At 62.5% G+C, this 22,870-nt stretch carries 22 protein-coding genes; 11 read left to right on the top strand and 11 right to left on the bottom strand.

What is annotated here, in order from left to right:
* Positions 1-41 precede the first annotated feature (41 nt).
* Positions 42-1,229, top strand: coding sequence for a GGDEF domain-containing protein (locus tag LNV09_RS01950; protein ID WP_263555386.1), 1,188 nt, complete (start codon positions 42-44; stop codon positions 1,227-1,229).
* Positions 1,226-2,422, top strand: a complete 1,197-nt coding sequence (locus LNV09_RS01945) for a GGDEF domain-containing protein (RefSeq protein ID WP_263555385.1) — start codon at positions 1,226-1,228, stop codon at positions 2,420-2,422. Before LNV09_RS01950 ends, LNV09_RS01945 begins: the two co-directional genes overlap by 4 nt.
* A gap of 203 nt (positions 2,423-2,625) precedes the next feature.
* Here LNV09_RS01945 and LNV09_RS01940 read toward each other — a convergent pair whose 3' ends face one another.
* On the bottom strand, positions 2,626-4,281 hold the full coding sequence (locus LNV09_RS01940) for a GGDEF domain-containing protein (RefSeq protein WP_263555384.1): 1,656 nt from the start codon (positions 4,279-4,281) through the stop codon (positions 2,626-2,628).
* Positions 4,282-4,568: 287 nt separating this feature from the next.
* Between LNV09_RS01940 and LNV09_RS01935 the strand changes: the two genes are divergently transcribed.
* Positions 4,569-5,075 carry a nuclear transport factor 2 family protein gene (locus tag LNV09_RS01935; protein ID WP_263555383.1) on the top strand — a complete coding sequence of 169 codons (507 nt, stop codon included), beginning with the start codon at positions 4,569-4,571 and terminating at the stop codon, positions 5,073-5,075.
* 16 nt (positions 5,076-5,091) lie between these two features.
* Here LNV09_RS01935 and LNV09_RS01930 read toward each other — a convergent pair whose 3' ends face one another.
* Complete coding sequence (locus tag LNV09_RS01930; protein WP_263555382.1) at positions 5,092-6,606, bottom strand: CoA-acylating methylmalonate-semialdehyde dehydrogenase; 1,515 nt, start codon at positions 6,604-6,606, stop codon at positions 5,092-5,094.
* Positions 6,607-6,696: 90 nt separating this feature from the next.
* Here LNV09_RS01930 and LNV09_RS01925 point away from each other — a divergent pair, with 90 nt between their 5' ends.
* Positions 6,697-7,647 (top strand): LysR family transcriptional regulator, encoded by a 951-nt coding sequence (locus LNV09_RS01925; protein ID WP_263555381.1) that lies wholly within the window; start codon positions 6,697-6,699, stop codon positions 7,645-7,647.
* A gap of 236 nt (positions 7,648-7,883) precedes the next feature.
* Entirely contained in the window at positions 7,884-8,756 is an 873-nt protein-coding gene (locus LNV09_RS01920) for a YecA/YgfB family protein (RefSeq protein WP_263555380.1), read from the top strand.
* Between the two features lie 3 nt (positions 8,757-8,759).
* Here LNV09_RS01920 and LNV09_RS01915 read toward each other — a convergent pair whose 3' ends face one another.
* On the bottom strand, positions 8,760-10,085 hold the full coding sequence (locus LNV09_RS01915; protein ID WP_263555379.1) for an Hsp70 family protein: 1,326 nt from the start codon (positions 10,083-10,085) through the stop codon (positions 8,760-8,762).
* A 70-nt stretch (positions 10,086-10,155) separates the two neighbouring features.
* Positions 10,156-11,439, bottom strand: coding sequence for a D-amino acid dehydrogenase (locus LNV09_RS01910; protein WP_263555378.1), 1,284 nt, complete (start codon positions 11,437-11,439; stop codon positions 10,156-10,158).
* Between the two features lie 182 nt (positions 11,440-11,621).
* Here LNV09_RS01910 and LNV09_RS01905 point away from each other — a divergent pair, with 182 nt between their 5' ends.
* Positions 11,622-12,548 carry a LysR family transcriptional regulator ArgP gene (locus tag LNV09_RS01905; protein WP_263555377.1) on the top strand — a complete coding sequence of 309 codons (927 nt, stop codon included), beginning with the start codon at positions 11,622-11,624 and terminating at the stop codon, positions 12,546-12,548.
* Positions 12,549-12,569: 21 nt separating this feature from the next.
* Here the strand turns inward: LNV09_RS01905 and LNV09_RS01900 are convergent, their stop codons facing one another.
* Positions 12,570-12,803 (bottom strand): hypothetical protein, encoded by a 234-nt coding sequence (locus LNV09_RS01900; protein WP_263555376.1) that lies wholly within the window; start codon positions 12,801-12,803, stop codon positions 12,570-12,572.
* A 275-nt stretch (positions 12,804-13,078) separates the two neighbouring features.
* Here LNV09_RS01900 and LNV09_RS01895 point away from each other — a divergent pair, with 275 nt between their 5' ends.
* A complete protein-coding gene (locus tag LNV09_RS01895; protein WP_263555375.1) occupies positions 13,079-13,297 on the top strand; it encodes a hypothetical protein in 219 nt (72 codons plus the stop codon).
* A gap of 6 nt (positions 13,298-13,303) precedes the next feature.
* On the opposite strand, the gene LNV09_RS01890 is transcribed toward LNV09_RS01895, so the two are convergent.
* The 4 genes from LNV09_RS01890 to LNV09_RS01875 all read right to left on the bottom strand — a co-directional run bounded on the left by LNV09_RS01890 (position 13,304) and on the right by LNV09_RS01875 (position 16,387).
* A complete protein-coding gene (locus tag LNV09_RS01890; protein ID WP_263555374.1) occupies positions 13,304-13,726 on the bottom strand; it encodes a universal stress protein in 423 nt (140 codons plus the stop codon).
* 72 nt (positions 13,727-13,798) lie between these two features.
* Entirely contained in the window at positions 13,799-14,590 is a 792-nt protein-coding gene (locus LNV09_RS01885; protein ID WP_263555373.1) for a metallophosphoesterase, read from the bottom strand.
* 60 nt (positions 14,591-14,650) lie between these two features.
* Positions 14,651-15,409: a YecA/YgfB family protein gene (locus tag LNV09_RS01880; protein WP_263555372.1), complete on the bottom strand. Its 759-nt coding sequence runs from the start codon at positions 15,407-15,409 to the stop codon at positions 14,651-14,653.
* 33 nt (positions 15,410-15,442) lie between these two features.
* Complete coding sequence (locus tag LNV09_RS01875; RefSeq protein ID WP_263555371.1) at positions 15,443-16,387, bottom strand: LysR family transcriptional regulator; 945 nt, start codon at positions 16,385-16,387, stop codon at positions 15,443-15,445.
* A gap of 132 nt (positions 16,388-16,519) precedes the next feature.
* Here LNV09_RS01875 and LNV09_RS01870 point away from each other — a divergent pair, with 132 nt between their 5' ends.
* Positions 16,520-16,756 carry a hypothetical protein gene (locus tag LNV09_RS01870; protein ID WP_263555370.1) on the top strand — a complete coding sequence of 79 codons (237 nt, stop codon included), beginning with the start codon at positions 16,520-16,522 and terminating at the stop codon, positions 16,754-16,756.
* A 75-nt stretch (positions 16,757-16,831) separates the two neighbouring features.
* Here the strand turns inward: LNV09_RS01870 and LNV09_RS01865 are convergent, their stop codons facing one another.
* A complete protein-coding gene (locus LNV09_RS01865; protein ID WP_263555369.1) occupies positions 16,832-18,700 on the bottom strand; it encodes a phosphoenolpyruvate carboxykinase (GTP) in 1,869 nt (622 codons plus the stop codon).
* A gap of 287 nt (positions 18,701-18,987) precedes the next feature.
* Here LNV09_RS01865 and LNV09_RS01860 point away from each other — a divergent pair, with 287 nt between their 5' ends.
* A complete protein-coding gene (locus LNV09_RS01860) occupies positions 18,988-19,560 on the top strand; it encodes an MOSC domain-containing protein (RefSeq protein WP_263555368.1) in 573 nt (190 codons plus the stop codon).
* Here the strand turns inward: LNV09_RS01860 and LNV09_RS01855 are convergent, their stop codons facing one another.
* Positions 19,561-20,634: an alkene reductase gene (locus tag LNV09_RS01855; RefSeq protein ID WP_263555367.1), complete on the bottom strand. Its 1,074-nt coding sequence runs from the start codon at positions 20,632-20,634 to the stop codon at positions 19,561-19,563.
* Positions 20,635-20,712: 78 nt separating this feature from the next.
* On the opposite strand from LNV09_RS01855, the gene LNV09_RS01850 reads away from it, so the two are divergent.
* On the top strand, positions 20,713-21,894 hold the full coding sequence (locus LNV09_RS01850; RefSeq protein ID WP_263555366.1) for a right-handed parallel beta-helix repeat-containing protein: 1,182 nt from the start codon (positions 20,713-20,715) through the stop codon (positions 21,892-21,894).
* A 60-nt stretch (positions 21,895-21,954) separates the two neighbouring features.
* Positions 21,955-22,812, top strand: coding sequence for a 23S rRNA (adenine(2030)-N(6))-methyltransferase RlmJ (locus LNV09_RS01845; RefSeq protein WP_263555365.1), 858 nt, complete (start codon positions 21,955-21,957; stop codon positions 22,810-22,812).
* Positions 22,813-22,870: the final 58 nt, after the last annotated feature.

The raw sequence follows: 22,870 nt of genomic DNA, 5'->3' as shown, positions 1-22,870 counted from the left end.
CTTGCATTCTGCTGCGCCCGCCCCTGCATGACCCCGCACCCATGGCCCCATTTGACGCCAACACGCTCGCGCTCGTAACCGCCGTTGTCAACGGATTCATGGCCCTTGTTTGGCTGGTGATGGTGCGCTCGTTCCGGATCGCGCCGGCGGCCGGCCGGCTTTTGAGCGCCGCCTATTTCTTGTTCATACCCAGTCTGCTGTGCCTGCCATGCCAGCGCTGGTGGCCCATCGCCTTCGGGCTCTGGCCGCAATCTTTGTGCAGCCTGGCCGGCTTTGCCTTGATGAGTTTGGGCGTGCGCCGCTTGATGCGTTTGCGCCAACGCTGGGGTGATGTCGCCTTCATCACCGGCGCTGCCGCTGTATTGATGCTGAACGGCGCAGCGGCCGGGCCTAGTTTGCCGCCGCTGGTTTTGGCCACCGCCCTGCTCTCGCTCCTGTGCGCACGCGATATCTGGAGCGGCGGGCGGGCACTGCAGCCGGCTTGGCTGACGGCGCTGCTGACGCTGCCCTTTTTGTTGACCGGCCTGCTCCTGCTGGCGCGCACTGCCAGCCTGTGGTGGTTGCCGGGTGCCGAAGGCTTTTTGATGCAAGGTAGCGCGAACAAGGCCACGCTGGCCTGGCTGTACCTGCTGATGACGCTGATGATCGCCTTGGGGCTGGTCAGCATCGTGGTGATGCGCTTGATTGCGCGGATTCATTACATGACCTTGCGTGACCCCTTGACCGATGCGCTCAACCGGCGCGCCTTCAGCGCCGAGTTGCAGACGCTGCAAGCCCAGGTGGAGCGCGGCCAAACGCACAGCCTGGTGATGCTGGACGTCGACCATTTCAAACGCATCAACGACCGCCTGGGTCATGCGGCAGGCGATGCGGCGCTGCTGCATCTGGTGGCAGTGCTGCAGGCCAATATGCGCGAGCTGGACCGCCTGGGCCGACTCGGCGGTGAAGAGTTTTGCCTGCTGCTGCCGCATACGGCGCTGGATGATGCCAGCCGGGTGGCGCAACGCATGTGCGAGGCCTTGCGCAAACAAAGCTTGCAATGGCAGGGCGCGCCCTTGGACCTGACGGCGAGCTTCGGTGTGGTCGCCTGCCAGCCCGGCGACCCCCAGGGCGACAGCACCTTGGCGCTGGCCGACTGGTTGGTCTACCGCGCCAAGTCGGCCGGGCGCGACCGCATCTGCGTGGCCGACCCTGATCTGGCCTTGGGCCGCATGGTGACCCCCGCATGAGTCACAGCCTCGGCACCGATCCACCGACGCTGCTGGCGGCGACCATGCTGGTGTATATGGTCGCCGGCCTGGCTTGGCTCTTGCTCGCACTGACGGCCCGGGTAGCGCCGCGGGTGTCGCTCGGCCTGGCCCTGGCCAATGTCTTGCTGGCCGCCGCTTTGGCCAGCCAATCGCTGCGCGGGCAGGCCTCGGTCTGGCTGGCTTTTTGGGCCTCCGATGTGATGGCCATTGCCACGCTGGCCAGCTTGCGCCTCGTCATGCCGGCTTTGAGCGATGGGGGCGACGGGGGCGACCGCAACTCGAGGCGACCGTTGGCGTGGCGCAGTGCCTCTGGCCTGCTGCTGCCTGCGGCGCTGGCGCTGGCCTTGCTGCCCTATGAGGGTGATATGCGCTGGCATACCCGCATCGTCTTCGGCAGCGGCCTGGTGTTGACCTTGCTGGCCGCAATTGATGCTTGGCGGCAGTTACGCGCTCGCTTGTCAATCCGTTTGGCCAGCCAGCTGACGGCACCCTTGTTCGTGATTGCGCTGCTCTTGCTGCTGCCGCTGTTGAATTCACTGCACCGCCCGACCGTGGCCTTTGATCTTTTGGAGAGCAGTGAATTCCAGATTGCTTGGGGCTGGTCCATGCTGGGTCTGGGCATGTTGATCAATGCCACCTTTGCCTTGCTGGTGTTGGCGCGAGTGATTCTGGACATCCAGCGTCTGACTCGGCGCGACCCGCTGACCGATGTACTGAACCGGCGCGCGCTCAGCGAGGCCATCGATGAAGAGCACCACCGCTTGCAGCGCGGCAAGCCCTACGCGCTGGTGATGATAGACATGGATCACTTCAAGCAGCTCAACGACAGCCTGGGCCACGCTGCCGGCGACGCCGCGCTCTTGCAGGCAGTGCAAGAGCTGGGGACTTGCGTGCGTGACGTGGATCGGTTTGGGCGGCTCGGCGGCGAGGAATTCTGCGTGCTGCTGCCACTGACCGACCTGGCCGGCGCCGCGCTGGTGGCCGAACGCATGCGCCACAACCTTGAAGCCAGCAGCTTCGAGTGGCAAGGCAAGACCTGGCCCCTGACCGCCAGCTTCGGCGTCGCCGAGGCGCTGCCCGAGGATGTCAGCGCCGACGTGGTGCTGCGGCGCGCCGACAAAGGCATGTACCGTGCCAAGGCGCAGGGGCGCAATTTGGTGCAGGAAGCTTAGTTAGTTCAGAGGCTGAGAACTTTTGTAGCGAGCGGCCGTCAGGCTAGGCCGGCGCAGCACAGAAACCGGAACGCACTCCCTGTACGTGAGGATTTCGACAACGAAGTTGCGGCGAGACTCATATTCGCGAAGCAAATGTGATGTCGGAGCCAACATCCGACCAACGACGCATGGCGGTTGCGCAGTAAAAAGTTCTCAGCCTCTCAGGCCAGCGCGACTCGGTTGCGCCCCAAATGCTTGGCCCGGTACATCGCGCTCTCGGCCCGGCTCAAGAGCAGATCGGTCGCATAGGGCGGTGCGTTGGCCAAGCCTATGCTGAGCGTCACGTCCAGCCCTTCGGCCAGTCGCACCCAGGGATGCTGCTCGACGGTTTGACGCAGGCGCTCGCAGACCTCAAAGGCGCGATCGGCGCTGGTGTCGGGCAAGACCATCAAGATTTGCTCGGCGTCCAGGCGCAGGAGCAGGTCACTGCCGCGCGTGTTGTCACGCAGCATCTGCGCCAAAACCTGCAAGATGTTCTGGGCCACGCCCTCGCCATGCTGCGCGGTGATCTGGCCCAGCCGGTCGATGTCCACCAAGGCCAAGGTGAGTGCCGCGCCGCGCTGCTCGGCCGCGTGCATCAGGCCCGGCAAACGCAGCTCCATGCAGCGCCGCGTACCCAGGCCGGTCAAGGGGCAGCGCAGTCCGGCCTCTTCGTCGAGCGCTGCGCTGTCGGCGCCGGCCACCTCGCCGGCCAAAGCCCGCTCGGCCTCGATCCGGCTGACCACAAAGCGCGCTTGGGCCGTCAGCTGTGCGACCGTGCGGTTGCGCTCGCCGGCCTGGTACAGCTCCAGATGCGCAAGCGCCCTGACGCTATCGCCCAGGGCCTTGTGGGCCCGGTATGCGGCATGCTGCAGGCGCTGCCAAACGGCTTGCTGGGTCAGCCCCGCGGCCTCGGCCAATAAATTGTCCAGCGCCAGCGCAGCCTCGGCCGCCCGCCCGTGCAACAGGTCAAGCTCGGCCAATGAGCAGCGCACACGCCGGTCCAAAGCGGTGAAGCGGTGCTCCTCGATCACGGCGAGAGCAGCTTGCAAGACACGCTGCGCTTCATCCAGCTCGCCTTGATGCAGCAGCACTTCGCCCGCATTGCCCTCGCTCAGCGCCAGCAAAAACGCATCGCCCAGCACCAGCGCATGGGGTCGCACCAGCGCGGCATGGTGGCGCGCACGCTGCAGCGCATCGGCAGCCTGGCGCTGGTGGTCGGCATGGCTGCTGTGGCGCAGCAGATGAAACATGCCCAGCGCCACGGTGGCCAGATTGTTGTGCGAGATCATCGATTCAAAATCGCTGGCCGCGCTGCCCAATAGTGAAGCCGCCTCATGCATCAGGCGTTCGGCCTGCCAGGGGTCGCCCATGCGCTCCAGGCAGGCGCCGACGGCGTTCAGCGCGATCGCGATCAAGGCCTTGTTGTCCAGTTGCCGGGCCCGCGCCAAGCTCTCGTTGACATGGCCCAGCGCCGCCTCGAACTCTCCCAACTCGGCGGCGGCAAAGGCCATCCAACGCAGCAACTCGCACAGCGCCGCGCCACCGCCTTGCTCGCGAAAGCCCGGCAACAGCGCTTGGCCGGCGCTCAACATCGCCGCCATTTCACCGCGCCTGAACAAGAAGAAGGCCCGCAACATGCCGGCCTCCAAAAATTCTGCGCTATAGCCGCGCTGACCGGCCGCCAGCCAAGCCTGTGTGGCCAGCTTCAAACCCAATTCCAGATTGAGCTGCTTTTGCGCGCGCGCGTTCGCCAGCCACTCGACAATTTGCTCGCCGCTGACCACATCGCTTACCTTGCTACTGCTGCTCACCTCGCCGGGATGGAGATCCTGCATACCTGCCCTTGCCAGTTTTGACCAGGGCCTGAGCGTAGCCGATTCGCGCCCCGATGCTGAGCCCTCATCTGAGGGTGGCTGATTCAAGTCAAAGAGCTTTTGGCCCTTGAGCCGCGCGAACAGTTTGGTTCAAGGCGTCGGGTTGAGGCTGCGGATCTGTTCGGTCAATGCCGCAAAGCGCCCTTTCATCGCATCGGGCTTGGGGCATGAGCCGGTCTTTCCTAAGATCTCCTGGGCCGTGCATATGCGCGGCTTCCCTGTCCGCAAGTCTTCAAAAGGTATTTTCAATGTCGCTCATTCGATCCGCAATTCTTAGTCGCTGCCGGCTTGCCTGCTTTGCCCTGGTGGCGGCGACGGCCTTGCCCGCCATGGCCCAAGTCCCCGTGGTGGCTGAAGCGGACCACGCGTTGATATTGGCCAGCAGTGATGCGAAAGCCGCCGCCAACAAGCGTTTGGTTTACGACTTCTGGCGCGAGGTCTTCGAAGGCGGGCATATGGAGTTGGCCGACAAATACCTGGCCGAAAACTATCTTCAGCACAATCCCGGCGTGCCCACCGGCCGCGCCGGCTTTGTCGCCCTGTTCTCCAAATTCGTCAAACCTGGCGCTATCGAAGCGCGCGTCAAAGCGCCCTTGGTCAGTATCGTGGCCGAGGGCGACAAGGTGGTGCTGGCCTTTGTGCAGGAGCTGCCCGACCCCAAAGAGCCGGGCAAGAAGTACACCAGCACCTGGTTCGACATGTTCCGCATCGAGAACGGCTTGATCGCCGAGCATTGGGATGCGGCGACCAAGTAGGCCGTGAAGCAAAGGCTTAGCTGCTGGTCGGCATCACAAACTCAGCGCCCTTGGCCACGCTGGCGGGCCAGCGCTGCATGATGCTTTTTTGCTTGGTGTAAAAGCGCACGCCCTCTTCGCCGTAGGCGTGCATATCGCCAAACAAGCTCTTCTTCCAGCCGCCAAAGCCATGCCAGGCCATAGGCACCGGAATCGGCACATTGATGCCGACCATGCCGACCTGCATGCGCCGCGCGAACTCGCGCGCGACATTGCCGTCGCTGGTGTAGCAAGCCACGCCGTTGCCGTATTCATGGTCATTGACCAGTTGCACGGCAGCAGCGAAGTCGGCCACGCGCACGCACGCCAAGACCGGGCCGAAGATCTCTTCCTTGTAGATGCGCATGCTCGGCGTCACATGGTCGAACAGCGTGCCGCCGGTGAAGAAGCCGTTCTCGTAACCCGTCACCTTATGGCCACGACCGTCCACCAGGAGGCTGGCGCCCTCTTCCACGCCGATGCCGATATAGCCTTCGATGCGGTCGCGCGCCTCGCGCGTGACGATGGGCCCCATCTCGGCGTCCAGCTCCATGCCGTTCTTGATCTTCAAGGCGCGGGCGCGCTCGGCCAGCTTCGGGATGATCTTGTCCGCCACATCGCCAACCAGCACCGCCACCGAGATGGCCATGCAGCGCTCGCCGGCTGAACCGTAGGCCGCGCCGATCAGGGCGTCGACGGTCTGCTCGATGTCGGCATCTGGCATCACCACCATATGATTCTTGGCCCCGCCCAAGGCCTGCACGCGCTTGCCGTTCGCAGCGCCGGTGGCGTAGATGTATTGCGCGATCGGCGTCGAGCCGACAAAGCTCAAGGCCTTCACATCGGGGTGGTTCAGCAGCCCATCAACCGCGACCTTGTCGCCCTGCAACACATTGAAGACACCGTCCGGCAGACCGGCCTGCTTGAACAGCTCGGCAATCAACAAGCTCGGCGAGGGGTCGCGCTCGCTCGGCTTCAGGATGAAGGCATTGCCGGTCACGATGGCCAGCGGCGCCATCCACATCGGCACCATGAAGGGGAAGTTGAACGGCGTGATGCCGGCCACGACGCCGAGCGGCTGGCGCAGTGTCCAGTTGTCCATGCCGGTCGAGACCTGCTCGGTGAAATCACCTTTGAGCAGTTGCGGCGCGCCGCAGGCGAACTCGATGATGTCGATGCCGCGCGCCACTTCGCCCAAGGCGTCGGTGAAGACCTTGCCATGCTCGGCGGTCAACATCGCGGCGAACTGTTCCTTGTGCGCATTGACCAGCTCCAGAAACTTGAACATCACGCGAGCCCGGCGCAGCGGCGGCGCATCGGCCCAGGCTGGGAAGGCAGCCTGCGCAGCCGCCACCACCGCATTGACGTCGTCCTGGCTGGCCAGCTGCACCTGACGCGCCACCGCGCCGGTGGAGGGGTTGTAGACCGCCTGGCTGCGGCCTGAGGTGGCGGCTTGAGCGCGGCCGTCGATGAAATGGGTGAGGTCTTGTGTGCTGGTGTAAGGCGTAGCCATCTGATGTCTCCTTGAGATGAAGCAGTCTAGGCAGCATCGGCAAGCTTGCCAATCCGGTTTTGGCGATTTGATTGTTCGATAATCTAAACAATGGACAAACCAAATCCCAGCGAGCTACGGCACGACGTCTTGTGGGGCCAGTTGCACGCCTTGACCGTGATCGCTCAGCTCGGCAGCTTCACCAAGGCGGCGCAGCGCCTGGGCCTGTCGAAAGCGGCGGTCAGCCAACGCATCAGCGAGTTGGAGCGTGCGATGGGGCAGAGCCTGGTGTCGCGCACCACCCGCTCGGTGCGCCTTTCGGAAGCCGGCCAACATTTGGTTGACGAAACCGAGGCCAGCTTTGCCCACATCACCCGAGCCTTAAGCGCGGCGCGCGACGCCGTCGGCCAAGCGCGCGGGCTCTTGCGCGTCACCGCGCCGGTGGCCCTGGGGCGTCAGCATGTGGCGCCGTGCTTGAGCGCCTTCTTCAAGCTCTACCCACAGATTCGCATTGAGCTGGATTTGTCAGACCGGCTGGTGCCGCTGGCGCAAGAGGGTTTTGATCTGGCCATCCGCCATTGCAGCGCGCCGCCCGACAGCCATATCGCCGTCAAACTCTGCAGCTCACGCGCGCTGCTGGTCGCCAGCCCCGCCTATCTGCAGGCTCATGGCGCGCCGCTGCACCCGCAAGACTTGGCCGAACATGCTTGCCTGCCCTATCTGCGCCCCGGCCCGGCGCTCTGGTTGTTCGAACAAGCTGGCGTGAGAGAAGCCGAGCCGCAGCGCCTGCGCATTCCCGTGCAAGGCCCGCTGCGCGCCAGCAATAGCGAGATCTTGCGCGACGCGGCACTGGATGATCTGGGTCTGGCCCTGCTGCCAGACTTCAGTGCAGCGCCGGCGCTGCGCAGTGGCGCTTTGCTTGAAGTGCTGCCGCATTGGCGACCGGTCGGCTTCTTTGGCGACGCGATCTATGCCGTCTACCCCTGGAGCAATCAGGTCCCCCGGCCACTGAAGCTCTTGATCGAGCATTTGCGCAAAAGCTTTGCCAAGGGATTTGCGTAAAGCATAAAAAAACGCCCACCGAGCAAAGCCGGGTGGGCGCTAAAGCCCTCCATACAGAGGGCGTCGTTGGGACTAAGGCAAGGCATTGGTTACGTGACTCGCTTGGGTTCAATGTAAGGTCTCATGGCCAAGTCCACCATCCCCAAAGAGTGGGATACGACTTGCCGCCGCGACCAAGAAAATAGCGGCCATGGCCTGAGCAGCCCGAACTGCCGTTTCGGCGGGACAATAGCGCCATGAGCCAAGCCAAGCCCCCCCGTCCACCGGCATCGCGCCCGGCCCCTTCACGCAGCAGCGTTGCCCCACGCGCCGGCGCAGCCAGGCCTGGCTCCGCCCCTGCCCGGCCGTCGAAGCCGGGTCATCACTCCACCACTCGCCCCGCCGCCCAGCCGAGCGCCCCGGCCGCGATACGCCCCTTGAGCGAAGGCGAGCTGGACCGCCTGCAAGCGCTGCTCGACCAGGTCCCCGCGCCGCTGGAGCCGCTTGATGTAAGCATGCTGGATGGTTACTTGGTCGGTGTGCTGCTGCAGCCCAAGGCGGTACCGGCCTTTCAATGGTCGCGCCATGTGCTGGACAGCGACGAAGGCCGCAGCCCGCCGGCCGGATTCGACAGCCATGCGTTGATGAACCTGGTCAAACGCCGCTACCAGGAGTTGAACCAGGCTATCACGCAACGTCAATGGTTTGACCCCTGGGTGTTTGAGCTGGAGGACGACGAAGCAGGCGAAAACGCGGCGCAGTTCGAAGCCGAAGATGATGATGAGCTTGACGGCGATGTGGACGGCAACCCCTCGGACGCCTTGTTCCCCTGGGTGGCCGGCTTTTCGCTCGCCTGCGAGCATTTCCCCGCGTTGATGCGCGAAGACGCCGCCGATCTGCTTGAACCGCTGGCCGCGATCTTCCGCCACATTGACCCTGAGGACCTGGAAGACGCCGACGACTTGTTGGAAGAAATCGAATCGCTGGAGCCGGCCAAAGACCTGGAAGAAGCGGTCGAAAGCCTGGTCAGCGCCTGCTTGATGCTGGCCGATGTTTCGCGACCACAAGCCAAACCGATGGCGCAGAAGCCGCCGGCCAGGCGCGGGCCACCGCCGCGCGGCCGATACTGATCGCTATCTGAACAATCGGGCCGCGTGCAGGCCCAGGCCGGTCGCCACTGAAGCAAAGCGGTCGCCGCGCGCCTGCACTGCGGCCGGGTAGTCAGCGGCGATGCGCTCGGCCAGCAGGCGCAGACCGGTAGAACCGCCGGTGAAATAGAGCGCGTCGATCTGCTCGGGCTTCAAACCTGCTTGCGCGACGGCCTCGCGGCCAGCTTGGGCGATGCGCTCGATATCGGGGCCGATCGCGGCCACCGCGGCGGCTTCCGACAGCTCGATTTGCAAGCCGTTCTCGACCACACCAAGGTCAATGATCGTATCGCCACCGCTGGCTACGGCAATCTTGGCCGCTTCGGCGCGGCCGGCGAGTTCATGGCCCAGATGGTCTTCGACCACCGTCATCAGCCTTTGGTGATGCTGGACATTGCCATAGAAGCTACGCATATTGCGCAACTCGGCAACCCGCCCCGGGCTGTAAACCGTGTTGATCAAGTGCCAGGTGGCGAGGTCGAAGTACACGCCGCTGGGAACTTCGCGGGCCGGGGCGCCGGCGCGCTCGGGGCCATAGGAGCGATAGCCGAATTCACGCAAAACACTGGCCAACTCGACATGCCGGTCAAAGTCGGTGCCGGCAATGTGCACGCCGTGATTGGCGAGAATGTCATCCCGGCGGTCGACGCGCTGCATGCGCTCGGGGCCAACGCGCACGACCGAGAAGTCTGAGGTACCGCCGCCGATGTCGGCGACCAAGACGATTTGCTCGCGCTCGCTGTGCTGTTCGAAGTCAAATGCCGCCGCGATCGGCTCGAACTGGAAGTGAACTTCGTTGAAACCCACCGCATGGGCGGCTGCCTCCAGCGAGGCCTGCGCCTGCGCGTCGCGCTTGGGCTCGCCGTCGACAAAAAACACCGGGCGGCCCAAGACCAACTTGTTCAACGGGGCCGGTGCGCCAGCCGCCAGGGCCGAATTGCGCAGGCGCTTCAGGTAGCCGGACAAGATGTCCGAATACTTGACGCCGCGCCCGCCACCGACGTCGGTGGTCTGATCGATCAGCCCGGAGCCGAGGATGCTCTTCATCGAGCGCATCAAGCGGCCGTCTGCCCCTTCGACATAGGCGGCCACAGCAGCGCGGCCAAAGGCACGCGGCGGGCCGTCGGCATCATGTTTGCCCTCGACGTAATAGAACACCGCCGTAGGCATGGTCGTTTGCCCGCCCTCCAGTTCCACCAAACGCATACCGCCGCTGCCGTCCAAACGCGGGATCGCTATGGCCGAGTTGGAGGTGCCAAAGTCAATGGCACAGAAACTTGACTGAGAGGGGCTGGAAAGCGAAGCAGGCATGGGCAGGGACAACGGAAGGGGCGCGAATTGTAGGCCCTGCCTGCTTTTTTTTGGCTGCGCCCCTGTTGGATTATCGAACTACCGACCCGTAGAAACCGAATTCCAAGGGCGGGCGGCGGCCAGCCATCAGCTCAGCCATCGCGTGGCCGGATCCCGCACCATGGGTCCAGCCCAAGGTGCCGTGGCCGGCGTTGATCCACAGATTGCCGGCCTTTTTGCTGCGGCCGATATAGGGGATATTGGTCGGGGTGCTGGGGCGCAAGCCGGTCCAGTAGTTGGTTTCGCTCAGATCGGCAACGCCGGGGAACAGTTCTTCATAGCGCTTGACCAGGGCTTCGCAGCGGGTGCGCGAGGTCGGGCGTGTCAGGTCAGAGTCGAAGCCGCAGAGCTCGGCGGTGCCGGCGATACGAATGCTGTCACCGAGGCGCGAGATGGCGATCTTGCGGGTGTCGTCGAGCAGGCTGACGACGCTGGCTTGCTCGGGTTTTTTGAGCTTCATCGTGGCCGAATAGCCCTTGGCAGGATAGATATTGAGGAACTCGCCCAGCGGCCGCACCAGGGCCGGCGTGTAGGAGCCCATCGCGGCGACGAAGGCGTCGGCCTTCAACTCGCTCTTCTTGCCGCTGCGGATACTGGCGATCTGCACTGCATCGACCTGGGAGCCGCTGCGCGACAGCGCCAGGATGTCATGCTCGTAAAGAAAGGTCGCGCCGCGCTCGGCACATAAGCGGGCCAGCTTTTGAGTGAACACGCAGGCGTCGCCCGACTCATCACTGGGCGTGAAGGTGCCGCCGTGGATGTTGTTGCCGAATGCCGCCAGTGCCGGCTCGATCTTCAAGACCTCGGCGCGGTTCAGCACGCGGCGGTCGACACCGTGGCGGCGCATGATCTCGGCGCCGGCCGCGCCGTTGTCGAAGTCGGCCTGCGAGGAGAAGAAATGCAGGATGCCGCGCTCGAGGCGCTCGTACTCAATGCCGGTCTGCGTCACCAAGACTTTGAGCGACTCATGGCTGTAGCGACCCAGTTGCACCAGCTGCTCGACGTTGCGCTCGAAGGCAGCCGTCGTGCATTGAGTCAAAAAGCTCAGCCCCCAGATCCATTGCTTGGGGTCCAGACTGGGGCGGAACAAGAGCGGCGAGTCATCGCGCAACAGCCATTTGGCCACCTTGAACGGCGCACCGGCATTCGCCCAGGGTTCGCAAAAGCTGACCGAGATCTGCGCGCCGTTGGCGAAGCTGGTTTCCAGCGCAGCATCGGCCTGGCGGTCCACCACGGTCACCTCGTGGCCCTGCTCCAGCAGATACCAAGCGGTGCTGATGCCGATGATGCCGGCGCCCAATACAACGACTTTCATAACAACTCCAACGAACCCGAAATGGGCCGATTGATCAGTCTTGCAGTCCAAGGAAGGATATCGGCAATTTGCGCTTGGACTGCAGGCCATTCACGCACACGCCGATGGAAGGCGGATTGTCGGCAGGCTCAGGTAAAACCAGAAGGGAAATTACTATTTCTCTGGATACATTAGCATTACTTATGAAAGACTTGGACTCTGCAGCTCTCGACTGCCTGGCCGCGCTGGCCGATGAGCGCAGCTTCGAGCGCGCCGCTCAGCGGCTGAGCATCACCCAAAGTGCGGTCTCGCAACGGCTGCGCAGCTTGGAGGCGCAGGTCGGGCAATTGCTGGTGGTGCGCTCACGGCCGCTGCGCCTGACCGAGCCGGGCAAGGTCTTGCTCCGCTTCGCCCGCCAATTGCAGGCGCTGCGAACCGATGTGGCACGGGAGCTGGGAGGCCAAGTCGCGCCGAATGAGCGCATCGCCATTGCCGTCAATGCGGACAGCTTGGCGACCTGGGTCTTGCCGGCGCTGGACTCGGTCGTGCAAGCGGGTTTGAAGCAGGGCTTCGGGCTGGAGTTGGTCGTCGACGACCAGGATTTCACCCATGACTGGTTGCGCCAAGGTGAGGTACTGGGCTGCATCAGCACGGTACGCCAAGCGCTACGTGGCTGCTTGGTCCAGCCCTTGGGCGTGATGCGCTATGTGGCGGTGGCCAGCCCGGCGTTCATGCGCGCGCATCTGCCCGAGGGACTTAACGCGAGCAATTTCGCCAGCACACCGTTCTTGGTCGTCAATCGCAAAGACGATTGCCAGGTGCAATGGGTGGCCAAGGCTTTTGGGGTGCGAGCACCACGCTTGCAGGAGCGCTATGTGCCGTCCAGCGACGCCTATGTGCGCGCGGTCTGCATGGGTTGGGGGGTCGGCGTGGCGCCGGAGTTGCAAGCCAGGCCTTTGATCGCCAGCGGTGACTTGGTGACGCCGCGACCCGATCTGAGCGTGGAGGTCACGCTCTACTGGCATCAGTGGAAATTGCTATCGGACTTGGTGGCCGCCCCGACTCGAGTGGCCTTGCTGGACCAAATTGGCCAAGCACTTGCGCTCGGCGCGAAAACTGCGTTGGTTTAGAGCAGAAGCTTAAGCAGTGGTTCAGCGCAGTGCCACGCCACCCAACAAGGTGGCCGAAGCCGCGTAGGCGGCCGGCAACGGTGCGCGCTCGGCTGCGCGTGCGCGCGCAGGCACCACCGCGCTACCGCTGACCGAAGCCACTCGAAAGGCTGGCGCGCTTGGGTGGACCTTCAGCGAACCGGCCAGCCAAATCGCGCTGCACACCACCAAGCCAACGATGCTTGATGTGAGCCATTTCAAAACCAATGCATTCATGCGTGAAAGTTCCATGACGAGTTTGGCGTCAAGGGAGGCGAAGCATAACCAACTCGAAACCACAACACCACCCACCAAAGTAGGATATGGGGTTATTCCCTTGGTTCACCCCCCAGTTTGCGGGGAGCCCGGATCTTCCCAGAGTTTGGCCCGTGTCTTTTTCACAACTGAGCCCTTTAATCCACCCAAATCGGGGATTCGACGCGCCAGCGAATCACGCACACTAAAAGTCTGGCGACACTTTCGCCCGCCACCGTCCAAGAGCGAGGTTTGATATGCGATTCGCACCTGCATTGCGCTTCTTTCGCCGCAGCCCCGCACCCGCGCTGGAGCACGACCCGGCCGATATGGGCACCGCCTTTGGCATGGAAGCCAGCCTCGAAGATGGCGATGACTACCGCGCCAGCGTCACCGAAGTCGAGTTGGAATCACAGCGAGCACGAACGGCTCTGGAGTCGCCGCTGGCTTGGTTATCCAAGCGCAACAGCGCTTAAAAACGCTCAACGAATCAGCAGTACCGGGGTGCTGCAGTTCGCCATCACCTTGGTCGCGACCGAACCCATGACCAGATTGGCGATGCTGCTATGGCCATGTGAGCCCAGCATGAGCAAGTCGAATTTGCCCTTGTCCGCGCTGGCGGCGATGACATCGGCGGCCGGACCGACCTTGTTGATGTAGTCGGCTTGGATGCCTTGCTTGCCAAAGAAACTGCGCACGGTCTTCAGCACCTTCTCGCCCTCATCGGCGTAATAGCTCTTCAGCAAATCTTTGTCGAGCACCGCCGCGGCGCGCGGCGGCACCGCCGGCACCGCGTGCAGCACCGTGTACTGGTGCGCCCCGCCCAGCCATTCATCATGTGCGGCCAAGTAGGCCAGCATGCGCTTGGTGTAACTGCTGCCGTCAACGGCGACCAGGATCTTCATAGGTACTCCTTTGCTGAGAATGCTCTGCGAACCACAGTCTGACATAGCGCGTGCCGACACAATTGATACTGGTCAAGCCGCAGACGCGAAGACATCAATCAACAGCCGCGGCTCGAAACGCGCCGGCTCTCCTTTGCGCAAATGACCACGGGCATTGCAGATGACTCGGGTGCTGCCATCGACGCGGGCGACTTCATAGTCATTCTGGCAGTGCAAATGGCCATGCAACCACAAACGGGCCTGCGAGAACATCGCTTCGTCATCGTTGCAAAAGCTGGCGGTGCCAGGTTGTTTGCCATAGCGCGGATCGGCACTGCGCAGGCTCGGCGCGAAGTGTGTGGCCACTACGGTTGCATCCCAATCGGCCGAGATCTCGCCCAGGTTTAACTCTTGCGCCAGCCAATCCCGGCAAGCCAAGGATTCGGCTCGTACGGCCTCCGCGTCAAAGGGCGCGCCGTCCCGACTCGCCGCCATCACTCGCTGGAAATAGCTGGCCGCGCGCATCGCCCGTGGTCGCTCCTTGGCGCCAAAAACGTCGAAATCGCTCCAGCGCGTGCTGCCAACGAAACGTACGCGCCGACCTTGGGCATCGACGCGCACGCACCTGGCATTGTCAAGCAGGATGAAACCCAGTTCGTCGGCCAAGGCGTGAAGGCCGGCACGCGCATTGTCAAAGTCGCGACCATCGTATTCATGGTTACCGGGCACGAACAACACCGGCACCGGCCAGTCACGAAACAATCGAAGACCTTGCCAGGTGCTGTCGACATCGCCGGCCAGCACCAGCAAATCGGCACCCGGGGCGGGCTCGGGCACATAGACTTCGGTCTCCAGATGGAGATCCGACAAGAGTTGGATGCGCAAAGTGCTATTCAGTCAGTGGCGGACGACATTCGCGTTGACACGCCGCCGGGTCGCAACGCGCTAGTTGGCGCCATGGCACTGCTTGTACTTGCGTCCCGAGCCGCAATGGCAAGGGTCGTTACGCCCAAGTTTGGGGCCTTCGCGGCGCAGGGTTTCGACGTGATAGCGCTGCGCTTGAGTCAGATCGCAAAGATCGGCCACCGTCACCACCAATTCTTCGACGGCCTCGTCAATATCCTTCAGCGGGTGCTCGCGGTCCAGCGTTGCGACCACTTCGCGCTCTTCGTCGGTTTCGGCCGGCAAATGGCGGTACAGACGCGCCAAGGCCGCCATCACCGCGTCATCGGTCATGTCCATCAACTCGGGGAAGCACAGTGCGGCATGCTGAAATCCGGCGACCCAAGGCATCAAGGTGCGCGAGATCAGGCTCATGCCTTCGTAGGTCGTGCGCGCCTGCTTCTGATCGGCATCTTCGTCCTCGGGGATGGCTTCGGGCTCTGCAGGCTCGTCAAGGTCCAGCACCACCGGATCAAACCAGCCGTCTTCCACCATTTGGCGATTCAAGGCGGTATGGCGGCGTTCCACCAATTCGCGGATACGCGCCAGCCACACTGGATCGACATCGGCGGGCAGCAGGCCGCCGTCATAGTCGAAGATATTGGGCAGCCATTCGTCCACCTCGATCAAACGCGGCTGCACCAACACGCAGCACAGGTAGCCGTCCAACATGGAGGCATCCAGCGCTTGCAGCGGCTCGGGCGTAGTGGCGAGAAGTTCGTCGAGTTCAACGAACTCGGAATCGGTCAGGTCAATGCTCATGGCGCAATTGTCGCCGCAGTTGGCGCTTCACCGCTAGTCTTGGCGCGCCTGAGCAAGTCTTGCAGCTTCAATCAGCCGTTCGCGCATCCATTGCTGGGCACTCCGACTCTCGCTGCGCAGATGCCACAGCATGTCGACATGCACTTTGGCCAGAGGCACCGGCAGTGGCCGCTCGATCAACTGCGACTGGTAGCCGGTCGCCTCCACAAACGAAGCCGGCAAGACCGTCAGCAAGTCTGACCGAGTAACCACCCGCCCGGCGGTGAAGAACTGATTGACGGTCAAGACAATGCGCCGACTGCGGTTCATCGCATTCAGTGCCTCATCGACAAAGCCATGTGGCCGGCCGGAAAAACTGACCAATAGATGATGGGCGGCACAAAAAGCATCCAGATCCAAAACCTGATGCTCAAGCGGGTGGCCCCGCCGCATCACGCAGACATATTCACTGTCGTAGAGCCGATGCTGGCGGATCACCGACTGGCCGCCCTGTGCCCGTAGCGCCGCCACCGCACCGGGGAAATAGCCGACAGCGAAATCGGCCTCGCCCTGGTCCAGCAAGCTGCGCGGATCGCGCGTGCTCAGCGGCAGCACATGCACATTGGCTACCGCACGCGCCTCCTCCAACTGCGCGACCAGCGGCGGCAGCAAGAGGGCTGCGGTCGCGTCGGCCATCGCAATACGGAAGGTGTAGGCCTCCGTCTCGGGCTGAAACTCACCCGGCGCGAACAGCGCCTGCAGGCGCTGCAGAATCAGCTGCACCTCGGGCCACATGCCTTCGGCGCGCGAGGTCGGCTTCATGCCGAAGGCTTGTCGCACAAATAATTCCTCGCCCAGCGCCTCGCGTAAACGCTTCAAGGCATGGCTGACGGCCGGTTGCGTCATCGCCAGACGAGCCGCCGCCCGAGTCAGGCTGCGCTCCGCCATCACCGCGTCAAAAACCTTCAGCAGGTTCAGATCAAGGTTTCGAAAGTTCATGGCTCAAACCGAAGATATGCGGAATGTCTATATCTTCGATTCAAACAATTCATTTGTCGACACCTAGGGTTTACCCGAAAATACCGCATCGGCCCATCAAGCCACCCAACATTCATACACACAGGAGATGCCATGAGCGTCGCAACCCAAACTTTCGGCCTGCCACTTGGTCGCAACATCCGCCACGGCGGCTCCGTCACCTCTATCGGCGCTCGCCTGTGGATGACTGTGATTGCATCGATCAAGGCCCGCATGGCCATCGCTGCAGAAGCTCGCGCCGAGCGCGAACTGCTGGCCCTGGCTCAGCAATACGAAAACAGCATGCCTTCGTTTGCCGCTGAGTTGCGCGCTGCCAACTGCCGTCGCTGAAACAGCGCACCGAAAAAAAAGCCCGCTTCTTCAAGCGGGCTTTTTGCTGGGCCGGGCTTTCTCGCAAGCTAGATCTTATTCGGCCGCCAATCTGGCCTCGATCTTCAACTTGGTCGCAGGCAATTCGGCCGGCAAGTGATAGGCCAGCTGCTGGAACAGCTCTTGGTGCAGCTTCATCTCCACGCCCCAGGCGGCTTTGTCGATGTGGGTGGTGATATTGAATTGCTCGGGCGTGAAGTCCAGGCCCTTCCAATTGATGTCTTGGTAGCGCGGTGTGACGCCGAACGCATGCTCCTCGCCTGCCCCGGTTCCTTCCACCCGATCCAGCATCCACTTCAGGACGCGCATATTCTCGCCATAGCCGGGCCAGACGAACTTGCCATCCGCGCCTTTTCTGAACCAGTTGACGCAATAAATCTTGGGCAACTTGGCACCACTGGCGGTGAGCTTGGCGCCCATGTCCAGCCAATGCTGGAAATAATCGCTCATGTTGTAGCCCATGAAAGGCAGCATGGCGAAGGGATCGCGGCGCACCACGCCTTGCTGACCAGCAGCGGCAGCAGTCGTTTCCGAACCCATGGTGGCGGCCATATAGACACCCTCAACCCAATCGCGGGCCTCGGTCACCAGTGGCACCGTCGTTGAGCGGCGACCGCCAAAGATGAAGGCATCAATCGGCACACCGGCCGGGTTGTCCCACTCGGCATCCAGCGCCGGGTTGTTGATCGCCGAAACGGTGAAGCGGGCGTTCGGGTGGGCCGCCTTGGCACCGGTTTCCTTGGCAATTGCCGGCGTCCAGTCCTTGCCTTGCCAGTCGATCAGATGGACCGGTGGCGTGTCGGTCATGCCTTCCCACCAAACATCACCGTCATCGGTCAGCGCGACATTGGTGAAGATCACGTCCTTGTTCAAGCTGGCCATGCAGTTGAAATTGGTCAACGTGTTGGTACCCGGTGCGACACCAAAATAGCCGGCTTCCGGGTTGATCGCGTAGAGGCGACCATCGGCAGCGGGCTTGATCCAGGCGATGTCGTCGCCAATCGTGGTGACCTTCCAGCCATCGAAAGCGGCCGGTGGAATCAACATCGAAAAGTTGGTCTTGCCGCAAGCACTTGGGAAAGCCGCTGCGAAATGGTACTTTTTGCCTTCTGGCGAAGTGACGCCCAAGATCAGCATATGTTCGGCCAACCAACCTTGGTCACGGCCCATGGTCGAGGCAATCCGCAGCGCGAAGCACTTCTTGCCCAGCAAGGCGTTGCCGCCGTAGCCCGAACCGTAGGACCAGATTTCGCGCGTCTCGGGGAAATGCACAATGTATTTGGTCTGGTTGCAGGGCCATTTCACATCGGCCTGACCAGCTTCCAGCGGCGCAGCCACGGTGTGCACGCAAGGCACAAAGGTACCGTCAGCACCCAAGACATCCAGCACCGGGCGGCCCATGCGCGTCATCGTGCGCATATTGACAGCCACATAGGGGCTGTCCGACAACTCAATGCCGATATGGGCAATCGGCGAACCCAAGGGTCCCATGCTGAAAGGCACCACATAGAGCGTGCGGCCGCGCATGCAGCCCTTGAACAGCGCTTTGTCGCCGGTCTGCAAGAGACTGCGCATCTCGGTCGGGTCCATCCAGTTATTGGTTGGGCCGGCGTCTTCTTTCTTGGCCGAGCAGATGTAGGTGCGGTCTTCGACGCGGGCCACGTCGCTGGGGTCGCTGCAAGCCAAGTAGCTGTTCGCACGCTTGGCCGGATTGAGTTTCTTGAATGTACCTGCGCTCACCAATTGGGTGCACAGGCGGTCGTATTCGGCTTGGCTGCCGTCACACCAGTACACATCGCGGGCCTGCGTCAGCGCGGCAATCTCGGCCACCCAGCCAATCAGACGCTGGTGTTTTACGTAAGCTGGCACATTCAGGCGCAGCCCTTCCATCACGGGTTGGTTCATCGTCGTTCCTTCAATATAAAAGCAGAATTTGGTCAAGCCCGTAGGCGATCACTAACTTACTTTGTGAACGCCACCCTCGGACTTGACCGAATGCCGCTGCTACTTCAGCGCCGACTCGGCCACAAACCATCTTCAATCACCCACCAGCCGGCTCGCTGTGCAATTGTCACCTCAATGTAACCATGCCGTAACTTACGGAGAACCCGTGGTTATGCATTTGCAGAATGAAGTCATGCCGGGCTGGGTTCAGGCGGCAAATAGGCGCGACTTTTGTCACACTCCAGGCCATGAAACTGATCAGCACCAATATTGCCGCAACCCAAACCCTGCAGACCTTGGACGGTCAGACCGTGCAGAGCGGAATTCGAAAGCGCGCGTACAGCGGACCGCTTGAAGTGGGGCCACTGGGCCTCAAAGGCGACGAGCAGGCTGACCTGAGCGTGCACGGCGGCCTCTCCAAAGCCGTCTACGCCTACCCGAGCGAACATTACGCTTTTTGGCAAACAGTGCGGGCGCAGGCCAAGGTGGCGGCTTGGGACGAGGCCTTGGCCCCCGGCGCGATGGGCGAGAATTTGACGCTGGCGGGGCTGCTGGAGAAAGACGTCTGGATCGGCGACCGCCTGCGCTTCGCAGGCTGCGAACTGCTGGTCAGCGAGCCGCGTTACCCCTGCTTCAAGTTCAACGCGGTGATGGGCTTCAACAAGGCGGTCAAGCTGATGAGCGAAAGCGCCTGGTGCGGTTTTTACCTGGCAGTGCAAACGCCGGGGACGATCACGGCCGGCGAGAGCTTCGAGCTGCTGGCTGGGGCTCGCGAAGTCACTGTCACCGAATTGTTTCGCGCCAAGCTGAGGCGCAGCTGATCACAAACTCGGATAGTCGGTGTAGCCCTCGGGGCCGCCACCGTACAGCGTGCTCCGCTCCAGCGGCTGCAGCGCAGCATTCAGGCGCAGGCGCCGCACCAGATCAGGATTGGAGATGAAGTCGCGGCCAAAGGCGACCATGTCAGCTCTGCCATCAGCGACCACCTTCAGCGCCATGGCGCGGCTGTAGCCGTTATTGACCATCCAAGGGCCGCCAAAGCGCTCGCGCATGGCCTGGTAGTCGAATGGCGTTGCGTCACGCTCACCGCCGGTCTGGCCCTCCACCACATGCAAAAACGCCAGGCCCAAGGGCGCGAGCTGCTCGGCGACATGGTTGTAAAGCTCTTGCACCTGAGAATCGCCGCCGGCCGGTGTACGGGCCAGATTGACCGGGCTCAAACGCAGGCCGCAGCGGCCAGCACCAATCGCACCAGCCACCGCCGTCATTACTTCGACCACGAAGCGGGTGCGATTTGCGATCGAGCCGCCATAGGCATCCGTGCGGTCATTGATGCTGTCATGCAAGAACTGGTCGATCAAATAGCTGTTGGCGCCATGCACCTCGACCGCATCAAAGCCCGCATCCATTGCGCAGCGTGCCGCATGGGCGAACTGTTGCACCACGCCGCCAACCTCGGCCGTGCTCAAGGCGCGCGGCGTAGACAAGGGTTTGAGCCCTGTGGGCGTGCGTGAATTACCGCTGGCGGCACGCGCAGTTGAGGACACCGGCGCGGCGCCACCGGGCTGAAAGTCGCAGTGCGAGATCCGCCCCACATGCCAGAGCTGGGCTGCGATTTTGCCGCCCGCCGCGTGTACCGCGTCGGTGACGCGGCGCCAACCCGCCACTTGCTCCGCGGTATGAATGCCCGGCGTGTCGAAGTAACCCTGCCCTTCGGCGCAAATTTGCGTGCCTTCGCTGATGATTAGCCCGGCGCTGGCGCGCTGGCGGTAATACTCGACCATCAAGTCATTGGGCACCAGGCCCGGCGCGCGGCTGCGCGTCAGAGGCGCCATGACGATTCGATTGGTGAGCGATAAGTCACCGATTTGGATGGGGTCGAAGAGGCTGGGCATGGGAGCTGGTCAATTTGCAAAAGGGCAGAGCCTAGCTGGATTTCGCTCCAACTGTTGAGGCTAAACTGCGGCGGCCTTATGAAAAAAAGCGTCAACATTCGCCGCAGCCTGCTGGCCAGCTTGGCCCTCAGCCCCTTGCCTAAGGCTTGGGCGGCCGCGACGGCAACTGCGCCAGATGCTGCGCCCATGCTCATGAAGGTCGGCCCCGGCCAAAGCGTCAAATCGCTTGCCGAAGCCTCCCAGCGGGCCCGCGACGGCGCTGTCATTGAGGTTGACGCCGGAGACTACCCGGCCGATGTTGCCGTCTGGCCGCAGAACAACCTGACCCTCAAGGCTGTCGGAGGGCGCGTGCGCATGCTGGCCATGGGCGTCGCCGCGCAGCGCAAGGGCATCTTCGTGACTACCGGCGAAGCGATGCGTATCGAGGGCTTCGACTTCATCGGTGCCCGTGTGCCGGACCGCAACGGTGCCGGCATCAGGCTGGAACGAGGCTCCTTGACGCTGCGCAATTGCAGCTTCAAGGACAATGAAAACGGCGTACTCACCAGCAATGACAAAGCCGTCCGCCTTGACATTGAAGACTGCGAATTCGGCGCTATCGTCAGGCACGATGGCCAAAACCACAACCTCTATGTCGGTGCGATTGCTGCATTGCGGGTCACGGGCAGCTATTTCCATCACGGCCAACTCGGCCACCTGCTGAAGAGCCGGGCCGCCGTCAACCACATCCTCTACAACCGCTTGACAGACGAAATCGGCGGCGAATCAAGCTACGAGTTGGAGTTCCCCAACGGCGGGCAGGCCGTCGTAATCGGCAACCTGATTCAACAAAGCTCGGGCACGCAAAACCCGCACATCATTTCCTTTGGCGCCGAAGGGCTGACCTGGCCCAAGCAGGAACTGCATGTGATCAACAACACCTTGGTCGACCGGCGGCCCAGCGGCGGCGTTTTTCTGCGCGTCAGCCCAGGCCCGGTCAAAGTCAGAATTTTCAACAACCTGCTGGTTGGCAACCCGCGTTTTGCCACCGACCCCATCTGGGAGCTGGGCGCCAATTTCACCGCCGACCTGGACGAATTTGTGCTGGCAGCGCGGGAGAACTTCGCCTTGCGACCCAATTCACCGCTGCGCGGTAAAGCCATTGATCCCGGTGCGGCGCTTGGTAGCAGCTTGCGCCCCACACGCCAATACCAGCACCCTCGCAGCAGCGTGGCCTTGACCGATCTGGCACGCCATCCCGGCGCCATTCAATTTCCGTGAGTCGACAAGAATAGGCGCCAATTAATCGCCTTTCGCCGAGCCGCAAGCTACAGTTCGCCCATGCTCGCCTACAGACACGCCTTCCATGCCGGCAACCATGCCGATGTTCTCAAACACCTGATCCTCACGCAGGTGCTTCGCTATATGGGCGAAAAAGACAAGCCCTACACCCTGGTCGACACCCATGCCGGTGCCGGCGGGTATTCGATCGAGGGCCAGTACGCGCAGAAAAAAGGCGAGTACGTGCATGGCGTTTCACGCCTTTGGGATGCCAAGGATCTGCCCCAACCCTTGGCCAACTATATGGAGTTGGTGCGCGCCTTCAACACCGACGGACAGTTGCGCCAATACCCGGGCTCGCCAGGGATCGCCAACTTGATCATGCGGGAAGAGGACCGGCTGCGCGTGCATGAGTTGCACCCGACCGACTTCCGCATTCTCGAAACCTATCTGTCGACCCGCCCCAACACCCAGGTCAGCGACAAAGACGGTTTCGCCGCGCTGCGCGCCGAGTTGCCGCCGCCGTCGCGCCGCGGCGTGGTCTTGATGGACCCCTCGTATGAATTGAAAACCGACTACGCCAAGGTCTTGAGCGCTGTGCGTGAAGGGCTGGAGCGCTTTGCCGACGGTGTGTTCCTGATCTGGTATCCGCAACTGCAATTGCTGGAGTCGGCCCAGCTGGCACAGCGCCTCAAGGCTGCCGCCGACGCCAGCGCCAAGAAGGGTTGGCTGCATGTGCGCTTGACCGTACAGCAGCAGTCCGATATCCGCGGCTTTGGCATGTTAGGCAGCGGCATGTTCGTCATCAACCCGCCGTTCACGCTGCATGATGATTTGCAGGCCTGCATGCCCTATCTGGTCGAAAAGCTCGGCCAGTACGACGGCGCTAACTTCTTGTTGGAGCAGCGCAGCTCCTGAGCGTGCCCGGCCCCGGGCTTCCACTGCTGAGCTTGTCATCATTTCAAGGTAGGCTTGC

Source organism: Paucibacter sp. B2R-40 (assembly GCF_025717555.1).
Lineage (GTDB): Bacteria > Pseudomonadota > Gammaproteobacteria > Burkholderiales > Burkholderiaceae_C > Paucibacter_A.
The sequence above is the reverse complement of the archived record's forward strand: the minus strand, read 5'-3'. Positions and strand labels throughout refer to the sequence as shown.

Coding starts and splice junctions, on each gene's coding strand:
- LNV09_RS01880 (WP_263555372.1), bottom strand. CDS start 15,409: ATGAGCATTGACCTGACCGATTCCGAGTTCGTTGAACTCGACGAACTT.
- LNV09_RS01920 (WP_263555380.1), top strand. CDS start 7,884: ATGAGCCAAGCCAAGCCCCCCCGTCCACCGGCATCGCGCCCGGCCCCT.
- LNV09_RS01915 (WP_263555379.1), bottom strand. CDS start 10,085: ATGCCTGCTTCGCTTTCCAGCCCCTCTCAGTCAAGTTTCTGTGCCATT.
- LNV09_RS01910 (WP_263555378.1), bottom strand. CDS start 11,439: ATGAAAGTCGTTGTATTGGGCGCCGGCATCATCGGCATCAGCACCGCT.
- LNV09_RS01940 (WP_263555384.1), bottom strand. CDS start 4,281: ATGCAGGATCTCCATCCCGGCGAGGTGAGCAGCAGTAGCAAGGTAAGC.
- LNV09_RS01865 (WP_263555369.1), bottom strand. CDS start 18,700: ATGAACCAACCCGTGATGGAAGGGCTGCGCCTGAATGTGCCAGCTTAC.
- LNV09_RS01895 (WP_263555375.1), top strand. CDS start 13,079: ATGCGATTCGCACCTGCATTGCGCTTCTTTCGCCGCAGCCCCGCACCC.
- LNV09_RS01905 (WP_263555377.1), top strand. CDS start 11,622: ATGAAAGACTTGGACTCTGCAGCTCTCGACTGCCTGGCCGCGCTGGCC.
- LNV09_RS01900 (WP_263555376.1), bottom strand. CDS start 12,803: ATGAATGCATTGGTTTTGAAATGGCTCACATCAAGCATCGTTGGCTTG.
- LNV09_RS01930 (WP_263555382.1), bottom strand. CDS start 6,606: ATGGCTACGCCTTACACCAGCACACAAGACCTCACCCATTTCATCGAC.
- LNV09_RS01945 (WP_263555385.1), top strand. CDS start 1,226: ATGAGTCACAGCCTCGGCACCGATCCACCGACGCTGCTGGCGGCGACC.
- LNV09_RS01870 (WP_263555370.1), top strand. CDS start 16,520: ATGAGCGTCGCAACCCAAACTTTCGGCCTGCCACTTGGTCGCAACATC.
- LNV09_RS01855 (WP_263555367.1), bottom strand. CDS start 20,634: ATGCCCAGCCTCTTCGACCCCATCCAAATCGGTGACTTATCGCTCACC.
- LNV09_RS01845 (WP_263555365.1), top strand. CDS start 21,955: ATGCTCGCCTACAGACACGCCTTCCATGCCGGCAACCATGCCGATGTT.
- LNV09_RS01860 (WP_263555368.1), top strand. CDS start 18,988: ATGAAACTGATCAGCACCAATATTGCCGCAACCCAAACCCTGCAGACC.
- LNV09_RS01950 (WP_263555386.1), top strand. CDS start 42: ATGGCCCCATTTGACGCCAACACGCTCGCGCTCGTAACCGCCGTTGTC.
- LNV09_RS01850 (WP_263555366.1), top strand. CDS start 20,713: ATGAAAAAAAGCGTCAACATTCGCCGCAGCCTGCTGGCCAGCTTGGCC.
- LNV09_RS01890 (WP_263555374.1), bottom strand. CDS start 13,726: ATGAAGATCCTGGTCGCCGTTGACGGCAGCAGTTACACCAAGCGCATG.
- LNV09_RS01925 (WP_263555381.1), top strand. CDS start 6,697: ATGGACAAACCAAATCCCAGCGAGCTACGGCACGACGTCTTGTGGGGC.
- LNV09_RS01875 (WP_263555371.1), bottom strand. CDS start 16,387: ATGAACTTTCGAAACCTTGATCTGAACCTGCTGAAGGTTTTTGACGCG.
- LNV09_RS01935 (WP_263555383.1), top strand. CDS start 4,569: ATGTCGCTCATTCGATCCGCAATTCTTAGTCGCTGCCGGCTTGCCTGC.